This is a genomic window from Micromonospora sp. DT178 (genome assembly GCF_049841695.1).
Taxonomy (GTDB): domain Bacteria; phylum Actinomycetota; class Actinomycetes; order Mycobacteriales; family Micromonosporaceae; genus Micromonospora.
Map to the genome: position 1 here is coordinate 38463 of NZ_JBNCKV010000023.1, position 19342 is coordinate 57804.

General features: G+C 70.7%; 9 protein-coding genes. 5 read left to right on the forward strand and 4 right to left on the reverse strand.

The annotated features are described in order from the left end of the window. Nucleotides 1–201: 201 nt before the first annotated feature. The gene (locus tag ACLQ22_RS29470; protein WP_425695181.1) at nucleotides 202–4116 is read right to left on the reverse strand and encodes an amino acid adenylation domain-containing protein; all 3915 of its coding nucleotides are present in this window, start codon (nucleotides 4114–4116) and stop codon (nucleotides 202–204) included. A 2133-nt stretch (nucleotides 4117–6249) separates the two neighbouring features. Between ACLQ22_RS29470 and ACLQ22_RS29475 the strand changes: the two genes are divergently transcribed. The 3 genes from ACLQ22_RS29475 to ACLQ22_RS29485 all read left to right on the forward strand — a co-directional run bounded on the left by ACLQ22_RS29475 (nucleotide 6250) and on the right by ACLQ22_RS29485 (nucleotide 10177). Beyond that, a complete protein-coding gene (locus ACLQ22_RS29475) occupies nucleotides 6250–6423 on the forward strand; it encodes a thiazolylpeptide-type bacteriocin (RefSeq protein ID WP_366644405.1) in 174 nt (57 codons plus the stop codon). A 129-nt stretch (nucleotides 6424–6552) separates the two neighbouring features. After that, nucleotides 6553–8241, forward strand: coding sequence for a hypothetical protein (locus ACLQ22_RS29480; protein ID WP_425695182.1), 1689 nt, complete (start codon nucleotides 6553–6555; stop codon nucleotides 8239–8241). Next, on the forward strand, nucleotides 8231–10177 hold the full coding sequence (locus ACLQ22_RS29485; RefSeq protein WP_425695183.1) for a TOMM precursor leader peptide-binding protein: 1947 nt from the start codon (nucleotides 8231–8233) through the stop codon (nucleotides 10175–10177). Before ACLQ22_RS29480 ends, ACLQ22_RS29485 begins: the two co-directional genes overlap by 11 nt. 64 nt (nucleotides 10178–10241) lie before the next feature. On the opposite strand, the gene ACLQ22_RS29490 is transcribed toward ACLQ22_RS29485, so the two are convergent. The 3 genes from ACLQ22_RS29490 to ACLQ22_RS29500 form a co-directional block, all read right to left on the reverse strand. Continuing rightward, nucleotides 10242–11942 carry a thiopeptide-type bacteriocin biosynthesis protein gene (locus tag ACLQ22_RS29490; RefSeq protein WP_425695184.1) on the reverse strand — a complete coding sequence of 567 codons (1701 nt, stop codon included), beginning with the start codon at nucleotides 11940–11942 and terminating at the stop codon, nucleotides 10242–10244. Between the two features lie 112 nt (nucleotides 11943–12054). Beyond that, nucleotides 12055–13206, reverse strand: coding sequence for a hypothetical protein (locus tag ACLQ22_RS29495; RefSeq protein WP_425695185.1), 1152 nt, complete (start codon nucleotides 13204–13206; stop codon nucleotides 12055–12057). Further along, the gene (locus ACLQ22_RS29500; RefSeq protein WP_425695186.1) at nucleotides 13199–15829 is read right to left on the reverse strand and encodes a lantibiotic dehydratase; all 2631 of its coding nucleotides are present in this window, start codon (nucleotides 15827–15829) and stop codon (nucleotides 13199–13201) included. Before ACLQ22_RS29500 ends, ACLQ22_RS29495 begins: the two co-directional genes overlap by 8 nt. 190 nt (nucleotides 15830–16019) lie before the next feature. Between ACLQ22_RS29500 and ACLQ22_RS29505 the strand changes: the two genes are divergently transcribed. Both ACLQ22_RS29505 and ACLQ22_RS29510 read left to right on the forward strand, forming a co-directional pair. Then, on the forward strand, nucleotides 16020–16211 hold the full coding sequence (locus ACLQ22_RS29505) for a hypothetical protein (RefSeq protein ID WP_425695187.1): 192 nt from the start codon (nucleotides 16020–16022) through the stop codon (nucleotides 16209–16211). A 328-nt stretch (nucleotides 16212–16539) separates the two neighbouring features. Continuing rightward, the gene (locus ACLQ22_RS29510; RefSeq protein ID WP_425695188.1) at nucleotides 16540–19191 is read left to right on the forward strand and encodes a LuxR C-terminal-related transcriptional regulator; all 2652 of its coding nucleotides are present in this window, start codon (nucleotides 16540–16542) and stop codon (nucleotides 19189–19191) included. Nucleotides 19192–19342: the final 151 nt, after the last annotated feature.

A 19342-nucleotide genomic window follows, 5' to 3' on the forward strand; every position in this document is an offset into this window, starting at 1 on the left:
GCCGGCATTCAACCTCGATCATATCGGCCCTGAGATCTCCCGCAAGTAGCAACGAGGCATTGTTGTGCTGACGGCGTCTCGCGCCTCGATCAGCTGGACCGAGTCGCTCACACCAAGTGAAGAAATCGGCACTGGGTGGCAGCGCGGTGTCTGGGAAAGGTCACTGCGACCCCCACCCGAATCGCGCAGGCGGGTGGCTGCCTACGAGGGATGGCGCTCTTCAACCAATTGTGCGGCGGAGAGTTGCGCTTTTGGCTCATCCGCTGCGGCGGCGAGCAACTGACGGAAGCGGAGAACCAAGGCATGAATCGAATCGTGGTCGAATATCTCGGTGGCGTATTCGGCACGCAACGACCAGCGTGTCGGCGAAACAGGGATCACCTCGACCATCAGATCAAGCTTGGCAGTTTCGTTATGAATGGACAGCTGGCGGACATCCGTTCCTGCGAAACTTACGGGGGAAGGAGTGACTGACTGAAGCGCAAAGGAGACCTGAGCGAAAGGCTGACGGCTTCGGTCGCGGGCGGGCTTAAGCTCTTGCACAAGCCGCACGAAAGGGACGTCCGAGTTGCTGAAAGCACTGAGCGCCGACTGCCTCACCCGTTTCATCATTTCCACGAAAGTCGGCGCACCGCCGGTGTGGACACGTAGGATGATCGTGTTGATCAGAAGCCCTACGAGAGACTCCGTACCGGGGTGGTGGCGGCCCGCGACTGGCACGACTATCGCCACATCATCCCGTTCGGCGTATCGCGCCAGCAGTTCCTGAAACACCGCTGCAAGCGCCATGAAGAGCGTGCAGCCATTATCTTCAGCGATTGTGCGGAGCCGGTTCACGAGGGAACCAGGCAGGTCGACCTCCACCCGATCGCCACTTACTGGTCGGCTGTTTGGGCGTGGCCTGTCGGTAGGGAGTTCGAAGGGGACGTAGCCGGTGAGGGCTGAGCGCCAGTAGTCCAGCTGCCGCTCGAGCCGTTCCCCGCTAAGCCACTGCTGGTACCACGCCGCAAACTCGGAGTACACGATGTCCAGCGTTGGCAGGCGTGCCGGCCGCGATCCCACGATGCTGTTGTAGAGCTCGCTCAACTCGTTGGTGATGATACCGATTGACCAGTCGTCACAGATGATGTGGTGCAGACAGAGAAGAAGAACGTGTCGGTCGGAGGAAAGCCGAACCAAGCTGCCGCGTAGCAGAGGTGCGCGCTCGAGGTCGAACGGAGTTTGCGCCACGAGACGCATTTGTGCCTCTAGAACCGCCGGGTCGCTTCCCGTCGCATCGACCTCGTCGAGAGTGACGCTGATGTGAGGGTGTACCCGAAGGGAGGGGACGCCACCACTGTCCGGAAAAGACGTACGCAACACCTCGTGCCGACCCACCAGAAGGTTCAACGCCTGGTTCAGCGCACTCACGTCGATCTGCCCCGTGAGTTCATACGCCAAGGGGACGTTGTATATCGGCGACTCGGGGTACACCTGATGCAAGAGCCACTGACCGCGTTGGGTCGGGGACAGAGTACCTGCTGGCTGGCCCGCCAGATTTCCGGAGGGAGCGGCAGTCGAGGCAAGAGCTTCCACCTTGTTCGCCCTTGCCGCCAGTGCCGACAGGGTGGGATGGGCAAAGACGTCACCCAACCGGATCTGCACACGCTCCGCTGATTCGAGAAGATGGACCACACGCATCGCCGCGAGGGAATCGCCGCCAAGTCCGAAGAAGTCGTCTTCGGACCTCACCACGTCAACCCCGAGTACCGTCTGCCATGCCCGGGCGATCCGCTGCTCGTCGGCACTGAGAAGAGATGCTTTCTCGCTAATCTCCTCGGCGTGACTGGAAACCGCCCGCACGTCGAGTTTGCCATTGGGAGTAAGTTGCATCTTCTCCACAGTGATGATGTTGGCCGGCACCATGTACGCTGGCAGCGCAGCGGCACACACCTCTTGGAGGTGTCGAGCATTGACCGGTTTCGACAATGATCGAGGCTGCACGTAAGCCACCAGGCGCCGTTGCCCATCTGGAGGACCAACGACGGCTGCGATGGCCCGCTCCACCCCGGGGTCGGTGTGCAGTACGTGCTCCACCTCACCGAGCTCAATCCGATGCCCGTTCACCTTCACCTGACGGTCCCGGCGACCGACGATCTCCAGCGTTCCGTCCGCTCGGTATCGTCCGAGATCCCCCGTGCGGTACAGACGGGCACCACGGCGGTCGCTGAGGTTGTCCGGCACAAAACGCTCAGCCGTGAGAGCCGGTGACCCGACGTAGCCGCGGCCCACTCCCGCACCACCGAACACCACTTCGCCGACGACCCCGAACGGGACCGGCTCTAGATTCTCATCGAGCACGTAGACCTCGATGTTCGGGTTGGGGCGACCCAAGGGTGCGGTCCCTCGACCGCGTGCGGCAGCAACGGCGGTCGCATCGAGACAGCAACCGCCTACGGTAACCTCCGTGGCGCCGTACTGGCTCAGCACCGTCAGTCCCGGTATCCGGGCTGCAAGGGACCTGACAAGCTCCAGGCGCAGCGGTTCACCGCCGACAAACAGCGTCCTGGTGGCCAGGCTCCCGCCGCGTAACCGAAGATGCCCATCGAGGACTTCGAGGTGCGATGGGGTGAGCCGGACAAAATCGAAATCGGCGTCGCTGGTGAGCACATCGACTACCTCATCGATCCTCGCGCCGTCGGGTAGCAACACCATTTCCGTGCCCCTCATGAGGGGAAGGAAGATGCACGGCACCGTGAAGTCGAAGCTCAAACGAGTATGAACCAGGGTGCCCTGGCGATGGCCCGTGGGTAGCACGGAATCAGCCCACAGTAGGTAGTTCACCGCACTGCGGTGCTCGATCATTGAGCCTTTCGGCGTGCCGGTGGAGCCGGAGGTGAAAATTACGTACGACAGATTGCTCGGGGCGGCGGGGGACTCCGGTCGCTCGCTCGGTTGGGTCCGCAGCTCGGTGGCTTGCTGATCGACATCCAGGACGGGAAGACCACTCGCCGTCAATATTTCAGCGGTGCCGGCGTCCACGACGGTCAGGCTGACACCGGCGGCCGCAAGAGCGGTCGCCGTCCGCTCCACGGGCTGATCGCGGTCCTGTGGTACGTAGGCCGCGCCAGCCTTGAGGATCGCCAGGATCGCGACGATGACCCCTGGACCGCGCCTCATGAAAACGCCTACCCGGCACTCCGGCCCGATCCCGCGCTGATGGAGTAGTCGAGCCAACTGGTTGGCCTGTCGCTCCAGATCGCCATAGGTGAGCTTGGAGTCGCCACACGAGATTGCGACGGCGTCGGGCACCCGATCTGCCTGTCTCTCGAACAGTTCGTGGAGGCACAGATCTGGCATGCTGACTGCTCTGCCCCGGCCCCACTGCCGGGTAATCCTCGCAACCTCGTCGGTTGTCAGGACTGTAAGGAATCGAGCAGGAGTGTACGGATCTGCGCATGCGCTGCCCAGGAGCGTCATCAGGTGCGCGATCATGCGGCGAGCGGTGTCGCGTTCGAACAATTCAGGATCGTAGCTGAGCTGACCATTGAGCCCGGCGGAGGCCTCAACAACCGTCAAACTGATTTCCGCTGTGGAGGTGCTCTCATCGGCGACGGAAGGATCCGACGATCCGCCGTGGACCGCCGTCCCTGCGCCATACCAGGCAAACCCCGCACGTACCGTCTGAATTCGAGGTGCGGATTGGTGCCCGCTGTCGCCCGGTTGCTCTGCCGGCCTGGCAAGGAGGCACATGAGATCGGAGCCGTCTGCTCTCGCCAATGCGTCGAACCCTAGTAGCCCGGGATCACCACAATCGACGATGGCGCCCGGTTCCGCCGTGTGATGGTCCGCTCCGGCTGACCCGGCGGCTACAAACGTCACACGCATGACGAATCGTCGCTGCCCGCTGTAGCGGTGTAGCAGGAGACGCCACGCGGTCTGGAGCACTACCCCCTTGTCGGCCCCGATCCGTCGCGCCAATTCGTCAATCTCCCCGGCCAGGATCCCGGTGATGGCGAACGGCTCGTCCACCCGGCGGCTACCACAATCGTGGGTACGCGGTCGGTCGGTAGGCAGTTCAAGGAGCGGTTCGTCTCCTGAAAGCCGTTCGGCTAACTCACGAAATTGCTCAGTCACGGCCGCTCCTGTGGCAGAGATGGGGCTGCGTTCTCGCTCCGTCGCGGAAGGAGGGCGAACGACCAGCGGTAGGAGGGATAACGAAGAGTAGGCAAGGGCGAGGACGCGAGCCGCGAGGCGAGAGTGGGTGCATGTGCCGGCAGGCCGTTCTACGGGCCAGGGGAGTCTGCAGGCATCAGCTGAAGACGATCATGCTGGTCGCCGCCCGGATGATCTAGCGGCAGCCGGGCCGAACCATCCGTCGGAGTCTGCGTTGACAGCCGATCACGGTTGTCCACCGTCGCTGCTCGTTGCCGCGGCCAGCGCTCGCAATGCCTTCGTGGCCTCGACATCGGCAAGGACATGAGCGGATAGCGGGGCTCCTGCGTACTGAGGCACCGGAATTGGCAGGAGCACTGGCTTCGCGTACATCCACAGCTACAACGCGGTAGCCGCAGGACCCGTCGGGGATCACGAGCGACGCTGCACCTGGTCACCCTGGGTGGCGACGCGTAGCTGCAGTGGCCACACCCTACCGGGCATTTCGCAAGCGGCCAGAGGTAGTCTGCAAAAACGCGCTTCGGCCCGTGCGCGAGCCGCGTAGACAGCGATTCAGTGATACCGTCGTTACGCAAGGGACCGAGCGGCGAGGCATCTCGCGACGCACCCTTCAATCCTTGCCGATTGAAGACGGATAAAGGCATGAATGGCTCCAGCCTCCGCTTGGAAGAATCTCCTGAGAAAAGGTAGGCTGATCCGAGGGCTTCAGTGCGGGCAGGCGAGCGTTCGCATGATCGGAACAACGGCCCAGGATCAGCTCACCAAAGAGTGTGCTAATCGATCCCGCGCCCATCCATGTCCCACAATAGGCAAGGTCCGACCTAACAGATACCCGACTGTGTTTCCATCAACAGTCGGATGCCGCATTTGTTTGCTATGTATCGCCTCCCGGAGGGGATCCTACGCACAGCCAGTGGATCAAAGCAACACCCTCGATCCCTGCTCACAGGTTGGCGGCGATGGGTGTGCGACGACACGACTGCATCACCGTTCTGATCATCATTTACCGCTATTGGGCCCGCCTCGTCGGAATGGTCAGCATGCCGACTGCCCACGCCTTTCCGGCGGATTCGCGGTAAATGCCGGTCACACAGAGTCAGCAGCGTCAGGGTGTAGCGTATCGAATCTCCGTTCGATACGCCTGGCCCTATGCACAGGGTAATGTTGCGATGACGGTTCTGAGAAGTGAGCCGCCATGAGCATGAGGGCGAGACTGAACGCAGCGCGCGGACGGAGCCGGTGTGAGTGCCATCGGTGCGAGCCAGGTCGACCGCCGCAAGCAGGCTCGAAACACCACGTCATCACCGACGCGGGCGCATCCCTCTCGCCGCGGCCCTGACCGCGGCAACCGCCAACAACGTCGCTCAGCTGCTCCCCAGAACGGCGAGGGCGACCCGGTTACCGGATCAGCCCTCTGACCTGCTTCGGGACGGCCGGATTCGCACCGACGGCCCTGGACCCCAGGACGAACCCGTCACACGTCCACGAACGTCACGCTATCCCCAAGATCAGGTCGTGCGCTCGACGTGGTGCCGCGCACCATCGCGCAGGCCGTCTGGTCCCCACCTGGTCCCCAAGACGCTCACACGCTCGACGACCGCAGCATCTAGGAAGACCACAGCGGCGGTGTGACCACCGTGGCCGTAACCTGGGCGGACCGGTGCTCACCGGCTCCCCGAGCCAAGACCATCGGACGCAGTCTGCACGAGGTGTTGCGGACGCACGCCATGCCGGAACAGCTCGATATCCGCATCCCCGGACAGAACGACATCACGCATCACGTCCCAATGCCCTCTCATGTCGGCCACTCCTCCCCCGGCGGGCCGTCGAGTTACCGGGTCCGTTACGGCGAACGGTCGAGGACCCGCCCTGGCGCCATGAAGGTCCGGGCGTCGTGCGCCGGATGACACGTCACCCACCGAGGGGTCGGCCAGGGGCGGGACCCCGGGCCGGGCAGGCAAGGGTCGCCCCCGAGCGTGGGTAAGTAGTGATGTCGGCAAAACTACTGACGACGCCCCGCACCGGCCGCCGGAAGAATCTCTGCCATCCCGGCGTGGCCCGGGCCTCATCCCACCTTCGAAGGGAGGTGACCACATGCCGATTGAACGAGAAGACGACGAGTTCGAGCTCGACGATCTCGACCTCAGCGGCCTGACCGTGACGGTCATGCGCGACACCGTCGCTATCCCCGAGTCCGGGGCGTCCCGGATCAGCGCGTGCGCGGCGTCCTGCTCCTGCTCCATCGTCCCCGACGAGCCGATGCGGTAGCCGCCGCGAGCGCGAACCGTGCTGCCTGGGTGACGAGGCGACTGTCGCCGGGCCCGGCGACAGTCGCCCCTTCCGACCCCGGACTCCTTCCGACGACCCCAGCCGTTCCCCGACCGGTGAGGCGAGCAGATGTCGACCCGTTCCTGGCAACTCCGCCCCACGGTGCAGGCGACCCGGATCGACGGCGGGCTGCACCTACGGTCCTGGGACACCAGCCTCACCCTGGACGACGCGCCACAGCTGTGGCGGCTCTGGGAACTGCTCACCCGGCGCCTCGCGTCCGGCCGGGCCACAGACGACCTGCGCGACCTGTCGCCACGCCCGCCCGTCGCCCTCGCCCTGTACCGGCTGGCCGACCTGCTCCGGGAACACGACCTGCTGGTCCGGGTGCCGGAGCACTGGGCCACCGCCGGGCGTGCCCATGCCCCCACCGACGCCTGCGGGCCGGATCCGGTGCCTCCCCCCGCCGTCGCCACCTGGCTGGCCTCGGTCGCCACCGACCCCGCCGCGTCCTGGACCGGCATCTGCCGGGAATCGGTGACCGTCACGGGAGCGGGGCCCGCTGCCACCGCCGCGATCGAGGCGTTGACCACCGCCGGAGCCCGGGTCCGGCGGGCCGCTACCCGCACCGACGCACCGCGCGACGCCGGGCCCGTCATCCTCGCCGCCGGCGACGGGCGTGCCGTGGTGACCGGGGCCAGCGCCACGGTCGGCTACGTCACCCCCGTCGGCCCCGGCACGCATCTGCGGTCCCAGGCCGGCCTGATCGCCGAGCGGCTCGGACTCGGCAGCGCGGCGACGGCCCCTGGCGACCCGGTTGCCGTGGTGGCCGGCGCCTGCGCCGCGCACCGGCTCCTCGGCGCGCTGGCCGAGCTGACCGACCCGGCCACACCGACGGCGCTCGTCGTGCGGAGCGACCCGCTGCGCGCCACCGCCCACCCGTGGCCACCCGGCGTACGGTCACCGGCGGTCGACGCCCCCGACCGGCGGGACGACACCGTCCACGCGGGCCTACTCACCTCCCTCACGGACCCGGAACTCGGTGTGTTGCCGCCGGTGGAGCTCGACGACCTGCCACAACTGCCGGTGGGACTGGCCCGGTGCCGGGTCGGCGGAGTTCCCGGCCCGGCCGGTGGGACGCTCGTCACCGGGCACGGTCCGGACACCTCCACGGCGAGGTTGCACGCCATGCTGGCAGCGGTGGAGCTGCGCAGCGTGCCTGCCGGAGAGGCCGCCGTGCTGGCCTGCGGGGTGGACCGCAGCCATGCCGAGGGAGTGCTGTTGCGCCGCCTCGCCCGCCGGTCGGTGGCCTCGGCCGGCGACACGTCAGGCGGGGCTGTCCCCCCGTCGGCGTTCGACGCGCCGGAGGCCCGCCGCTGGTGGCGTACGCTGACCCACCGCCTCGGCGTCCCGGCGACCGTTCACGTCCGCCGGCTCGCCCCCGGGGCGCAGCTGGCCGTCGTGCGCGGCCCGGGCACGACGGACCCCGATGGGTGGATGGAACTCGGCTGGGCGATCGAGGCTACGGCCCACGACGCGGTCGCCTTCGCCGCCCTCGCCGCGGTCGCCACGGTCCGCTGGCGTGCCCACCAGCCCGGTCCGCCCTACTCGCACGGCCCCTGCGGAGCGTCGCCACGGGTGAGCCGCTCGGCCGCGCCCATGCCCGACGGGTCCGAACGGGAGGCCGCCCTCCGGCGGTCACTGCGGACCCTCGTCGGCGCCCCCGCGGAGCCGATCGTGGTGGCGCCGCCGGCTCCGTTGGCCGCCGCCCTGCGTGCGGTCGGGCTCGTCGTCCTGCGGGCCGGCGATGACCGGTGACCCGTGGTTGCCCGGGGACGATCGGGACGGTCCCCGGCAGCCGGATCCTGACCTGGCCGGCCACCTCGCCGAGGCGCTGAGGGGGGCGGGGTCGCCGTACCCGGTGCTGGCCGAGGACGACGGGTGGGCCGGCTCCGGCCCGGCGGTGGTGGTGTCGACCCGGTGGAGTCCGGCGCTGCTGAGCCGGCTGGTCGACCGGGGCGCCGGGGCGGGCGGCACCGTCCTGCCCGTCCGGTTCGACGGCGGTACGGCGCTGGTGGGTCCGCTGGTCGAACCCGACAGTGCCACCTGCCTACGCTGCCTGGAGGCCGCCAGGCTGGCGGCACTGGGCGGCAGGACACCGCACGGTGATTCCGAGCTGCGGTTCGGCGGTCTGCCGGCGCCGGCCCTGCTGCCCGTGCTCGCCGCGGTGGTCCGGTCGGCGTTGGCCGGGCCGCAGTCCGCCGCCGCGCGGCTCTGGGTCGTCCGGCACGACGGGAGCGTGTCCGCCCATCCGGTGGCGCCGGTGGGGGTTCGCTGCGAAGGATGCCTCAGCCGGCAGCCCCCGGCTCCACCTGGGACGCCGCTTGCCGGCAGCGGTCAGCCGCCGGCCGACCCGGTGCGGCTGCGCCGGCCCAACCCGGCGACCGACCTGGCGGGACTTCGCCGGGCGCTGCTGGAGCCGCGGCTGGGCCACGTCGTTCAGCTGCACCGGCACGAGGGGTGCGGGCTACCGGTCACCACGGCGGTGGTCGCCGGTCCGGCGGTCACCGTGGCGGGCTTCGGCCGGGCGGCGACTGCCGCGGAGGCTGACCGGTTGGCGCTCTTCGAAGCGGTGGAACGGCTCGCCGGGTACGCCCCCCACGGGCCCGCCGCCCGGTACCGGGCGTCCTTCGCGGAGCTGGGGCCGGAGCGCGCCGTCGATCCCGCGGCCCTCGGTCTGCCCGACCTGCCCAGCGCTCACCACACCCCGTACGCCCCCGACGTGCCGACGTGGTGGGTGCCGGGGTGGTCGCCCAGTCGGGCGACGTCCGTGGCGGTGCCGGAGCACGCGGCGTACTGGGGTGACCTCGGGCACCGCCCGCCGGTGGCCTTCCTGTCGGAGTCCTCCAACGGCTGCGGTCTCGGCAACAGTCTGGAGGAGGCGGCCCTGCACGGCCTGTTCGAGGTGATCGAACGGGACGCCTTCCTGATGGCCTGGTACGCCCGTACGCCGCTGGTGGAGGTCGCGCTCCCCGACGAACTCGACCTGGTCGGGCACCTCGCCGACGATCTGGACCTGCTCGACTACGACCTACGGTTGTTCGACGCGACCACCGACCTGGCCGTGCCGGCGGTCGTCGCGCTGGCGCAGCACCGGGTGCCGGGCCCGGCGGCGCCGACGGCGTTCTTCGCGGCCGGCGCCCACCTGGATCCCCTCTCGGCGATCCACTCTGCCGTGGTGGAGCTGGTCGTCAACCTCCACCAGGTGCGCGACGCGTGGCAGGGGGATTCGGCGCGGGCGGACCGCGACCGGCTACTGCCGATGCTCGACGATGCCGCGTTGGTCCGCCGGATGGACGACCACATGATGCTGCACTGCCTGCCCGAGGCACGGCCGCGCTACGAGTTCCTGCTCGGGGCCGGGCGGACCCGGGCCTGGCGGGAGGTGTGGCCGGGACTGCCCCGCCCCGTCGAGGACCTCGCGGCCCTGTTCGGCGCGCTCTGCGCGGATCTGCATCACCGGGCCGGGGTGGAACCGGTCGTCGTCGACCAGAGCATCCCCGAGCTGCGGCAGGCCCTCGGGTTGCATGCTGCCAAGGTCGTCGTCCCCGGCACCCTTCCGATGACGTTCGGTCACCTGAACCGGCGGACGCGAGGGCTGCCCCGGCTGCTGACTGTGCCGGCGGAGCTGGGCCGCCTGCCCGGGCGGCCCCGTTACGAGGACCTGGCGCTGCATCCGCATCCCTTCCCGTGACCGTCCCGTCCCGGGCCCGACCGGGGGGTGGTCGGGCCCGACGTGCGGGCCCGGCCGCCAGGGGTCACCCGACGGGCCGACCGACCGGGAGCAGATAGGCGAGAACCTCGTCGACCCCGTCGAGGAGGAGCAGTTCGTGGGCGATGTCGTCGTAGAACCCACCGACCATGCCCAGCCCGAGTCCCGTCGCCGCCGCCGTGAGGGCCAGGTTCTGGGCCAGGTGACCGGCCTCGAGCAGGCCAAAGCGCAGCGCCCGGAGGCCGTAGCTGGCGCGCAGCACGGGCAGGTCGACGTAGACCCCGAGCAGCGCCGGCAGCGCCGACAGATCGATCCGTTCCTGGCCGGCCGGGGTGTCCGCCGGCTGCGTGGCCGGGCCGGCCTTGAACCACATCGACGCGGTGGCCAGCTCGGCGTCGGTGGGCACCGGGCCGGTGGGCAGCAGGAGCCGGGACTCGGCGTCCACGTCGTACTGGTGGGCCGGGACGCCGGCCACGTCCCGGGCCAGCACGCGTAGCCGGACCGCGTACTTGGCGCCGGCGCTCGGGTAAGGCCGACGGACGCCGGGTCTGCCGGCCCGATCACTCGCCCCGCTGGCGGTCCACAGCAGAGTGGCCAGTTGCGCAGCGTCCAGCGGGCCGCAGAGCGGCCCGCGTCCGCTGGCCCGCGCGGTGAGCGCGTCGCCGAGCGCGGCCGTCACGGGCGCGGCGGGGGGAAGAGCCAGGGGCGGACCGGACCGTCGCCGGTCGCCGTGCCGCGTCCGGTCCGACGTCCGGGGCCGCTGCCACTCGATGCGGCCCGGGGCATAGCTGCTGGCCGCCAGGTAACGCCGGTCGGGGCTGGCGGTGCCGTCGGCGAAGAAGTCGGTGGGGCCGTCCGGCGCCAGCAAGGCGGCGGCGAGGAAGTGGTAGAGGGAGCGCTCCTCGTCGGGCAGGATGCCCAACCGGTTGAGCAGCATGTGCAGTTGGGACGCCCACACCCCGGCCCACCGGTCGCCGCCGCCGGCAGAGCTCTCCAGCTGGGCGCGGGCGGCGCGCACCTGGGCGGCCCACCGGTCCCGGATCCGTGAGCCGTCCGCCGCGGAGGCGGTGATCTCGTGCCAGCGCCGTACCACCGAGCGGCCCTGCCTGGTGGCTGCGGCGAGCGCCGGCCCCTGCACGTTGCCCGGGGTCAGTGTGGTGCTCTCCGGGTGCCACCGCCAGGCCGTCGCGCTGCGGCGCAGCCATCGGGCCGCGGCGAGCATGTCCAGGTCGAGGGCGATCAGGGTGGCGAGGACCAGGTCGGTGGCCGCCACCATCCGCTGGCCGGGTCCCGGGGTACGCGCGACCACCTCGGCGGCGATCCGGCTGGAGGTGCCGAACAGCGTCTCCGCCACCGGCAGCGCGGCCGGGCCGCCATACCGCTCGGTCTCCGGCTCGTAGTCGACCTGCCGGGCCTGTGCGTGCCCCGGCCACCCCGGACGGCTGGCGGTGCTGAGGTCGAGCAGCGGATGGTCGGCGGCCCGGGCCGCGGCCATCAACTGCTCCTGCCACCGGCGGTGCTCGTGTGCCTCGGCGCCCCGGGCCCGCACCCTCAGGTGTGGACCGTCGTCGAAGTAGCGGATGAAGAACCAGTCGGTGATGGTCCCGTCCCGACGCAGTCCCTCCATGAGCGGTGTGAGCGTGCCGGTGATGAAGTCGTCGACGTGTTCCGCACTCCAGTGCAGATAGCAATGCAGGCTGTGGAAGAAGCCCCGCCCGGGGTGGACGGAGGCGGCGGTCACGGGCATGGGCACTCCTCCGGACAGGTCAGGTCTAGCAGAAGTGGAGGACACGGGGACGGCCCAGCAGCAGCGTGTACAGCACGTCCTCCCTCGGCGGCGGGGACGGACACCACGGCCGTCACCGGGTCACCTCCGACGCGCGCGGGTGCCCGCGCATCGCGTCCTGCCAGGTCACTCCGGTGAGCCGCTGAACGGCCTCGCTGAACAGGTAGGCGGCGAGGTAGCGCTCGGAGGGGGTGATGTCGCAGATCGCCAGGAGCAGGTACAGCACGTTGGTGCCGAACCGGTACGGGCCGAAGTCGTCGCGGACCGCCGCCTTGGACAGGAAGTCCATCCGGTTCAGCTCACGGTGGTAGGGGCTGAACTCGGTCCGCACGGTGACATCCCACTGCCGCTCGGCGGCGGGGTCGCCCAGGGCGCGGGCCCGGCGGGCGTACTGGTCGCCGGGTACCACGGGTATGTCACCTCGGTCATGGGCCGCCCGGGTGATCCGCCACGCGACCTCCTCCCAGCTTCGCCAGGCTTCGGCAACCGGGGTGTGGCCGGTCCGGTCCGGCGCCACCAGTCGCCCGACCTCCTCGACGATCCGGTCGCTCTGCCGCTGCCAGGTCGCGTGGAAGCCGGCCCGGATCCGCCCGTCGGTATCCCGCAGGTGCAGAAAGTCCTCCAGGTGGGACAGGAAGGAGTTGTAGCCGGCGCCGTAGCCGGCCGGGTACGCGGCCGCGTGCACGGCCATGGCGGTGAGGGCGAGCCGGACCCGCCGGGCGGAGGTGTTGCCGTGCGCCACCAGGTCGGCGGCGGTGGTGGCGACCGGGTCGAGGCCGGCGCGCAGCAGTTCCGCGCGGCAGGCCACGGCGGCGTCGGATCCGAGCAGCTCACGGACGTGCCCGTCGGCCGGCGGGCCGACCAGGACGGTGTTGTCGGCCATGATCGGCTCGTAGGGGCCGGGCACCAGTTCGGCCCGGCCCGCCGCGACACAGCGGCGCAGCAGCTCGGCGTCGTCGACGTCGCCCCGGGAGGGGTGGGCGGCCAGGTACGCGCGCAGCGCGGCGGCGAAATCGTCGGCGGCCCCACGTACGGCGGGCTCCGGTCCGGCCACCCGGATCCGCAGGTGCGGCCCGTGCAGCCAGTGCCGTTCGACGTGCAGCCGCAGCTGCGGACCACTCAGCCTGGCGACGGCGGGAAGGACCCCGTGGTGCAGCAGCGGGACCTTCTCCGGCTCGTGGTAGTAGCAGACGACGTCGGCGGCCGTCGACCGGTGGTCACTCATCGGTGCCTGCGCGGTACAGCTCGATCACGACCTCCGTCGCCGGCTGCCCGGGACGGGGGGCGGGCAGTGCCTCCTCCAGGACGACACCGTCCGGATAGCGGGCCAGGGTCCGGGACAGGCAACGCAGGTGCAGCGGGCTTGCGAGGTCGACGTACTGGGAACGGGACTGCTCCAGGTAGGACATGAACCCCGTCAGCCCCTTCGCGCCCTCGACGGCGGCGGCGCCGGCGAAGACGTGCTCGGGCAGGCCGAGCAGGTGTCGCCAGCGCACGGCGGTACGTCCCACCTCGGCGGGCCGGGCGTCCAGCTCGGCCCGCCAGGCGGCGACGATCTCCGCGGAGAGCCGCCAGTCCGCCCGGGAGAGGACCACCTCCCGGTACCGCAGCCGGGGCCGGCACCAGACCGGGCCGACCGGGGTGCGGCGGATCTGTCGGGCCGCCATGGCCCCGCCCAGTCCGACCGATCCCGTGCCCAGGTCGGTGAGCATGCTGGTCAGGCGCTCCGGCAGCATCAGCGGCACCAGGAACCCGAGATAGAGCACGTCCAACGGTTCACCGGTGGCGGTGACCACCAGGCGGATCTGATCGGTGGCGACGTCGTGGACCAGGTGCAGGTCGTCCGGGACCAGGGTTCCGTGGCGGCGGTCGTCTGCGATCTCGTCTCCGACGAGCAGCGGATGCAGGTTGCCGTTGAACCCGTTGACTGGGCGGAGCTGGGCCACCCGGGCGCCGAGGTGGCGCCGGAGCTGGGCGGCGACGGCCGTCCCGGCCTCCGGGGGGAGCTGCCGCAGGAAGCGGCTGGTGAACCGGCCCCAGCCGCCGTACACGTGATTGACACAGAACGACGCGCCGTCGTGGCAGGACTGTCCGAAGACCGCGTACGAGCCGGGTCGGCTGGTGAGCCAACGGGGCAGCCTGGGGGCAACGGCGTCGGGCAGCCCGTCGGGGACGGTCAGGTTCCCGTCGTCGTCGGTCGTGACAGCGGCCACCAGGTCGGCCCGGAGTCGGGCCAGTTCGCGCAGCTCGTCACCGCGGGCGAGGTCGAGCGTCGGGTCCAGGGCGCCGTCGGCGCCGACCAGGTGCGTCGCCTGCCAGATCGCACCGTACTCCTCGGCGAACTCCGTCGGCGACCCGCAGCGGCCGCCCACGCCGTAGCGGGCGACGAAGCGGTCCCGGGTCAGGCGGCGGACCACCGCCCGCTGGTCGAAGAGTTCGAAGAGCGGGGCCAGCGCGGCGAGGGTGCCCCGGTGGTCCCGGCCGTGGGCCCGGCCCAGGCCCACCGGGCGGACCAGGGTCACGTCCTCGGTGACGGGTTGCGGACGACCCGTGCGGTCCGCGCCGAGCAGGGCGAAGGCCGCGTCCCAGCGGGAGCGTAGCCCGGCCAGGGCCGCCGGCCGTTCGGTCGCGTCGAGACCGGCGAACGCGGTGGTCCTGGCATCGATCTCCCGCAGCAACGCGGCCACGTCGGCCAGGCCGATCCGGGCCAGCCAGTCGGCGACCGCGGCGAGGCCGTCGACGGCCTGCGGGTCCACCGGGTACGCGGGGCGGAGCACGCCCTGTTCGACGAGCGCGTGCAGGTACGCCCGGGCCGCCGCGGACGCCTGCGACGCCGGAAGGGGCAGCCGGGTGGCCAGTTCCGTCGCGAGCTGGTGCGGCGTCGCCACCCCGCCGGGCTCCAGCAGATTCAGCAGGTGCCGCAGCGCCCGGGTCAGCGGCAGCGTCAGCGCCTCCTCCCGTTGCACCCCGGGTGGCGCGTCGGGGGCCTGTGTCTGCCGACGCAGCCGGATCACCGCCCCGTCCACCCGCAGGCCGGGTGCCAGCGTGTGGGGCAGATCGCCGCGACGGTCGGGGTGCCGGAGCACAGCGTGGACGAGGGCGGACAGGGTGGCCCGGTCGGCGTTGGCGACCGCCACCACCTCCGGGGAGCCGGTCGGGTCCGGCATCGGCCGGTCCCAGCGGCCCCAGCCCACCCGGGTGAACCAGGACAGCGGCACGGTCCTGGTGGCCGCGCGCAGCGCGTACCGGAGCACGGTGGCCTCCGACTTGCGGGCCCGGTCGTCGGGAGCCGGGCCCTGCTCGGCCGCCCGGCGCAGCGCCCGCAGCAGGTCCACGCTGGTCAGCGCGACGGCCCGGGACAGCTCCTCGGCGCGGCACAGCTCGGCCAGGGCAACCCGGTCGGCGGCGAGCGCCGGCGCGAGAAGGGCGTCGAGTTCCGCGGTGTGCCGGTCGATGTCGTCGCGGAGGCCGAGCCAGGACGCCAGGCCGGGCAGGTGGTCTGTCCAGCCGGCCAGCCGGGTACGCGACGCCACCGACGGGCTGCGCCCGTTGTGCACGTCGCGGCGCAGGGCCAGCAGCGCCCGGCGCTGGTCGGAATCGGCCCGGACGACCTGCTCGTGCAGCACGTCGGCGAGCGCCGCGGCGATTCGCTCGGCGCGTGCGGTCAGCTCGAGCAGGCGGGCGGCGACGCCCCGGAACTCCTCGGTCACGGCCGACGGTTCCGGGAGGGTGACACCGGCGACCCGCACTATCGCGTACGGCGCCACGGTGACCTCGGGCGCTCGGGTGACGGGCCCGACCCGGCGTACGCCCAGCGCCGGCGTCCCGCCGAACGTGGTCCCGATCATCCTCTCTCCTCTCCCCCGTGACCGCTTCCCGGTGGAGGACGGTGACGGCGTGACTGCCGACACTCGCAGCCGTGTCCGTGGGAGGCGTCCGCACAACTACCGGTCCGGTTACGTAGTCGCTGGCAGGCGCCGGCTGCGTAGCCGGTTGCGTACTTCTCCGGATGGGTCCGGGCGGCAGCGGGAGGTAGGTGTGCGGGGCGACGACACGGTCTCCATCGACGATGAGTTCAGCCTGGCTGACCTCGACGTGTCCGAGCTGACCGTCGTCAACGTGCACGACTCGGCGGCCCTGCCGGAGTCCTGCGGACTGCCGCCTGGGACCGCGGCTTCACCGGCCTCGACCAGCTCCGGACGGCGGCGGGCACGCTCGTCGCCCGGCTGAAAATCAACTGCCCGCCGCCTTTCTACCCCAGCCCTAGATCGACGGCAATCCTTCCTCCGCCGGGAAACTACACCTGGACCGATCAACTCGAGATCTGGCCGGATCGAAGAGTGCGGTGAGCTGTTGACTACGAAGCGTCCGTCTTATGTACTCGACATCCCCAAAGAGGATCTTCCCCCTAAGGATCCGTAATGCCAGGTAAACGGCCTTCTCTGATCACACTGGGGTTGCGGTTCCGCACCCACAGCCAGCGGCCGTCCCGCGACACCGTCCGATGACGCCCATCCCGGCCGACCGGCTCGTACCAGCTCGACCGAAGTCCGGTCGGATGACCGGTCACCCGCTGCCCCGGACGGAATTCGCCGCACTCCGTCGTCAGCTCGACGACCTGCACGCGGGAACCGGCGCAGCCGTAGCCCTCGCCGGAGAACCGGGAATCGGCAAGACCACGTTGATCTCCGCCCTCGCGGCGCAGGGCAGGGCGCACACCCTCACGGTGGTCGCCGCCACCGGCCGGACGGGCACCGGTCCGCCCGTCGTGGTGGGAGCGGAACCCACCCTTGTCCTGCTCGACGACGTGCACCTGCTCGACACGGCGCACCGGGACCAGATGCAGCAGCTGATCGAACTGACCACCACCGCGCCGGTGCTGCTGGTCCTCGCCTACCGGGACCGACAACTGTCCCGTGGAGCGGCGGCGGTGCTGTCCCGGGCGGCCGCACGCGGCCAGCTCACCCAGCACCGACTAGGTCCACTGGACCTCGGCCAGACCCGCGAGCTGCTCGGTGACCGGCCGGACCTGACCCGGCTGCACGCCGAGGGTGACGGCAACCCGCTCTACCTGCAACTGCTGGCTGCCGCAGACGCGGAGGCCATGACCGACGCCCACCTGATCCTGCTCGGCGAGCTGGCCGAACTCGCCGACCGCGAACTGCGGGTCGCCCAGGCGGCCGCCGTGCTGCGTACCCCCGGTTCGGCGGACCTGCTCGCCGCGGTGGCCGGACTGGACGTCACGGAGACACTGTCCGCCCTGGACACCCTCACCGAGCTGGACCTGATGCGCCCGGTGCAGCTGCTGCCGCGCTTCGCGTTCCGGCACGACGTCGTCCGTCGTTTCGTCTACGCGCAGATCGGCCCCAGCCAACGCCTCGCCGCCCACCGGCGCGTGGAGGCCGAACTGCTGGCTCGCGGCGCTCCGGTCACCCAGCGCGCCCACCACATCGCCCGGGCCCTCGACACGGACCGCCCTGAGCAGTTGCCCGTTCTGATCGACGCGGCGCGGAGCACCATGCACGACGCACCGGCCGATGCGCTGGAGTGGTTGGAGGCCGCGCTGCAACTGCTGCCCGAGGGCGACGACCGCTGGTACGAGGCGCAGGTGCTGGCCCTGCGGGCCCAGTTGCTGCGCGGCGGTCGATGCGACGTGCAGCAACTGGTGCACACCCTCCTGCCCCGGGTGATCCGCATGCCTGGCCGGGACTTCTCCTCGACCGTGGCAGTCGCCGTCCGGGTACGCCGGATCCAGGGCCGGCACGCCGAGGCGTCGGCCCTGATCCGGGAAGGGCTGGCCGCGCTGCACGGCACCCATCCCTCCACTCCCTCCACGGCCGTGGCCATGCACACGGAACTGGCGGCACTCGCCCTCGACCGGCTCGATCCGGAAGCCGCCCGCCTGAACGCCCGCGAAGCCGCCACCATCGCCCGGCAGCACGGAGACCGGCTCGGGGAGGCGGCCGCCGTCGCCCAGACGGCGATGGCGCACCTGCTCGCCGCGGACAGCGACGCCGCGGACCGGGCCGCCGACATCGCGGCCGATCTGGTGGACACCACGCCGGACAGCAGCGTCGTCACCAACCTGCCGGCCCTCCACCTGGTGGGCTCGACGGAGGACGCCCTGCACCGGTTCACCGAGGCGCATCGGCACCTGTCCCGGGGTGCCGAGGAGGCCCGCCGAACCGGACAATGGTTCATCCTCCCCGCCATCCTGACCTCGCTGGGGGCGGTGGAGTTGCAACGTGGACTACTCGACCGGGCCGGCCGCACCCTGGAGGAGGCTGCGGAACTGCTCGAACCGGAAGGCACGTCGACAGCCCGGGCCGCGGTCGCCGCGCTTCTCGCGCTCGTACGGTACTGGCAGGACTTCGACCGAGAGGCCGCCGCGGTGATCGCCCTGGGGGATCAGGCCCTCGCCCTGATCCGGGACCAGGGGCCGGCCGAGGATGTGATCGTGCGCTGCCTCCTGGCGGACCTGCTGATCAAGGTGGCGGAGCCGGAACGCGGGCGTCGGCTGATGCTCGACGCTCTCGGCGGCCCGGAGATGCCACGGATCGCCCCGCCGAACCGGTCCCGGTGGTACGAGGCGCTGTCCATGGCCGCGCTCCGGATGGGTGACAAGCGTGACGCCAGCCGGTGGGTCGACCTGGCCGAGGCCTCGGTGCGCAACCTCTCCGTCAGCCGTCAGGGCTTCCTGATGCGCGCCCGCATGCGGCTGTACGCCGCACGCGGGGAAACCGGCCCGGCGCTGGCCGCCGCGGAGCAGGCAGTCGAGTGCTTCGCCGGTCGGGGACTGGACCTGGACCTGTGCCGGACGATGACGGCGGCGGGAACCGTACTGGTCGACACCGGCCGCACCGACGATGCCCGCGCCTGGCTCGGACGAGCCGCCGCGCTCGCCGAACAGTGCGGTTCGGCCCGTCTGGTCGATCGGGTTCGCCGGCAGCAGAGCCGTCTGGTCCCGGACGCGTCAACCAGGGATAGCGACCCGCTGGCCGTGCTGACCGAGCGTGAACGGCAGATCGCCGATCTGGTGAGCCGCGGTATGACCAGCGTGGAGGTCGCACACGGGCTCTTCCTGAGCGTCCGTACGGTCGACACCCACCTGGGCCGGATCTACCGCAAGCTCGGCGTGTCGAACCGGGCGAGCCTGGCCCGGGCGGTGCTCCGGTCGCACCCGACGACGCCGGTCGGGGAACCTCGGTGAGGTGAGCGGAGCGTCGTCGCCGCACGGCGGCGCGATTCGCGTCCTACGCGGACCTGAACCGCCACCGTCGGCCGACGCTGCACGAGGACTGGATGTGGAACCGCGGTCTCTTTGGGACCCGTTCGTCGCGGCAAGCGGCGACAGTCAGCAG

Excerpts from the sequence above, each read along its gene's own strand:
- ACLQ22_RS29495 (WP_425695185.1), bottom strand. The coding sequence starts at position 13,206 with ATGAGTGACCACCGGTCGACGGCCGCCGACGTCGTCTGCTACTACCAC.
- ACLQ22_RS29480 (WP_425695182.1), top strand. The coding sequence starts at position 6,553 with ATGTCGACCCGTTCCTGGCAACTCCGCCCCACGGTGCAGGCGACCCGG.
- ACLQ22_RS29490 (WP_425695184.1), bottom strand. The coding sequence starts at position 11,942 with ATGCCCGTGACCGCCGCCTCCGTCCACCCCGGGCGGGGCTTCTTCCAC.
- ACLQ22_RS29475 (WP_366644405.1), top strand. The coding sequence starts at position 6,250 with ATGCCGATTGAACGAGAAGACGACGAGTTCGAGCTCGACGATCTCGAC.
- ACLQ22_RS29485 (WP_425695183.1), top strand. The coding sequence starts at position 8,231 with ATGACCGGTGACCCGTGGTTGCCCGGGGACGATCGGGACGGTCCCCGG.
- ACLQ22_RS29510 (WP_425695188.1), top strand. The coding sequence starts at position 16,540 with ATGACCGGTCACCCGCTGCCCCGGACGGAATTCGCCGCACTCCGTCGT.
- ACLQ22_RS29500 (WP_425695186.1), bottom strand. The coding sequence starts at position 15,829 with ATGATCGGGACCACGTTCGGCGGGACGCCGGCGCTGGGCGTACGCCGG.